The organism is Citrobacter sp. wls826 (genome assembly GCF_005281245.1).
Taxonomy (GTDB): domain Bacteria; phylum Pseudomonadota; class Gammaproteobacteria; order Enterobacterales; family Enterobacteriaceae; genus Citrobacter; species Citrobacter braakii.
Genome location: NZ_SZWS01000054.1, coordinates 204,229 through 206,532 on the forward strand (window position 1 = coordinate 204,229; position 2,304 = coordinate 206,532).

4 protein-coding genes are annotated in these 2,304 nt (G+C 47.3%); all 4 read right to left on the reverse strand.

Annotated elements, in window-relative coordinates:
• Positions 1-625 (reverse strand): hypothetical protein (locus FDW87_RS15040; protein ID WP_137379935.1); only part of this gene is annotated, 625 nt, incomplete at its 3' end.
• Between the two features lie 215 nt (positions 626-840).
• Positions 841-1,023 carry a DUF1869 domain-containing protein gene (locus FDW87_RS15045; protein ID WP_003832433.1) on the reverse strand — a complete coding sequence of 61 codons (183 nt, stop codon included), beginning with the start codon at positions 1,021-1,023 and terminating at the stop codon, positions 841-843.
• A gap of 3 nt (positions 1,024-1,026) precedes the next feature.
• Entirely contained in the window at positions 1,027-1,389 is a 363-nt protein-coding gene (gene yeaR, locus FDW87_RS15050) for a DUF1971 domain-containing protein YeaR (protein ID WP_005120376.1), read from the reverse strand.
• 173 nt (positions 1,390-1,562) lie between these two features.
• Positions 1,563-2,201, reverse strand: a complete 639-nt coding sequence (gene leuE, locus FDW87_RS15055; RefSeq protein ID WP_016152793.1) for a leucine efflux protein LeuE — start codon at positions 2,199-2,201, stop codon at positions 1,563-1,565.
• Positions 2,202-2,304: the final 103 nt, after the last annotated feature.

A 2,304-nucleotide genomic window follows, 5' to 3' on the forward strand; every position in this document is an offset into this window, starting at 1 on the left:
CACTGAAGCGGATGGATGCAGCTTCCTCCTGCTTATCCCGCCGCATAAAGCCGAGGTTCATCAGAAACAATCCCGCCATAAACGGTAGTTCGTACAGTTCTTCAATCAGATCGCCATACTGAGCATTGTGCAGAAAGATGGGAGCCAGCAGACGATGATGCTCTACCGTATCGGAGATCAAAAATGCACAGGTGGTGATCGCTAACAGCCACAGAGGTAGCGGTTCATTGCGAAAGCGACGGGCAATATCCTGGCGTAAGCGCTTCGAAATCAGCACTGGCAGAATAATCATGGCAATCAATACCACTGAGATAGCCCGGAACAGGAGTTTGGGATGCTCAGGAAAATAATCGCGGCCCCAACTTGTGCTTCGACCCAGTAATACCAGCCACCACGCTGCCGCCCAAAGCCAAAATTGCTTCTCGCCTTCGGGACGTGATAAGGGCCTGATGTAGCTGAGTGTAAATATGGCACCAAACAGCAGCCATAGCGCCTGGCCATTTTCAATCCAGCTGACGACAGTACCGTTGAGTAGCGGGAGATGCCAGTTCGCGGCGAACGGGATCGCCACGATGGCTAATCCGAGAATGATTGTGGGTAATGTAAGTCGGGTATTGAGTTTCATAAGCGCGATGTTCTGTTTTATATCTGTTTCGCGATCATAACCCCTGTGAATGATCAACTATTAGCAATCAATGCGAATCTCTTAAGGTATTCTTAAGGAATCCTTTCTGGATATTTCCCTGTTTCGCCCAGAAAAAAAACGCACTGCGCCGTCAAAGCGCAGTGCAGTTTTTAGATTAAAAACTAATATACTCAATCAGTAGCAGTGAATAATGCCTACCACCCGCAGACTTCGTGCTCATTTTCGGTATCGTACGAACGCACGGTATTGACCAGATCTTTGACCACTTCAGCTGCCACATCCGGCACCAGTAATGTCATTGGCGCCTCTGTTTCATAATCAACAGAAACACCGTTGCTGTTATTGGTCACGGTTACGGTATAGGTTGCTTTACCCATGATTTACTCCTTGCCGGTGCGCACGACTTTTCGTTGATTTGCACTCTCCATCAGAACTTCCGGGGCGACGAAAAAATCGATATTAAAGTAAGTGTCGTCGGTCATCACTTCAATGTTATGCCATTTTTCCGGCGGAAAAACGCCAAACTGACCGGCTTCAATAATCATCACCTCTACTGGCTCCGGACTGTGTTCGTCTGCGTATCCGAGATATTTGACCGCCCCCTGCATAACCGAAAGTCGAGGATAAACCCCGGCTCGGGTCCCTTTATCAAGGTGGCGTTCGAAAATTCCGGCAGGCGCAGTTTCTTTGTTCCAGAATGGCGTAGAGCGTGTATGGATATGATTCTGTGGAATTTGAAGCATTTTTCTTCCCTTTTCCAGTCGACAACCAGCGAGTCATATTGAACCGCTGCTGTACACAGGGTACGCCTCAAAATATATATTTAAAATACCATTTATTGGTTATAACCCTACGATTATAAATGAAAAGCAGAGCGCAATATTAAAGGCCCGCCGCAATCAGCGGGCCGATGGCATCACGATTGAAGCGTGGCCAGACGGGCGGCAAAACCAACGAAAATCAGGCCGATAAGGGAATTACCCACTTTGGCCAGTTTCTTCTTCGTACGGATATATTGCGTCACAAACGCGCCGGAGAAAATAAGGAAACTCAAATAGAAAAAGCTCACTATCTCAAGCGTAATAGCCAGAATAAAGAATGACAGCCCTGAATGCGGCGCATTGACATCAATAAACTGCACGAAGAACGACACATAAAACAGAATAGCTTTGGGATTGGTCAGGCTCAGGATTAATGCGCGCTTAAAAATAGCGCCAAACGGGACTTCCTCAGGCGCGGCGTCGCTTGCTTTCGATTTCAGTGTTGCATACAGGATCTTCGCGCCAAGATACAGTAAATAGAAAGCGCCAAGATAACGAACGATATTGAACAAAACGGGCGTTGTTTTAATCAATGCAGCAACACCGGCATAGGCCAAAAACATCAACACGGCATCACCAATAAACACACCGCTGGCGGCGAGATACCCCCCCTTTACTCCCCTACCGACGCTGTTTTTCAGCACAAATATCGTATTTGGCCCCGGTACCAGCACGATAAAAATAGCCCCCACCAGATACGTCCAGTAATTCAGAACTCCATACTCTGCGAACACGTTAACCTCTTCCTTAAAAAACACATGCACTTGCTGCGATACAATATGCTAACGAATGCGACAGGTGATGGAAAGAGCAGGTTATTAATTAAAAAAACCCGCC

What these genes read in the sequence shown, in the direction of transcription:
- FDW87_RS15045 (WP_003832433.1), bottom strand. Translation starts at nt 1,023, where the DNA reads ATGGGTAAAGCAACCTATACCGTAACCGTGACCAATAACAGCAACGGT.
- yeaR (WP_005120376.1), bottom strand. Translation starts at nt 1,389, where the DNA reads ATGCTTCAAATTCCACAGAATCATATCCATACACGCTCTACGCCATTC.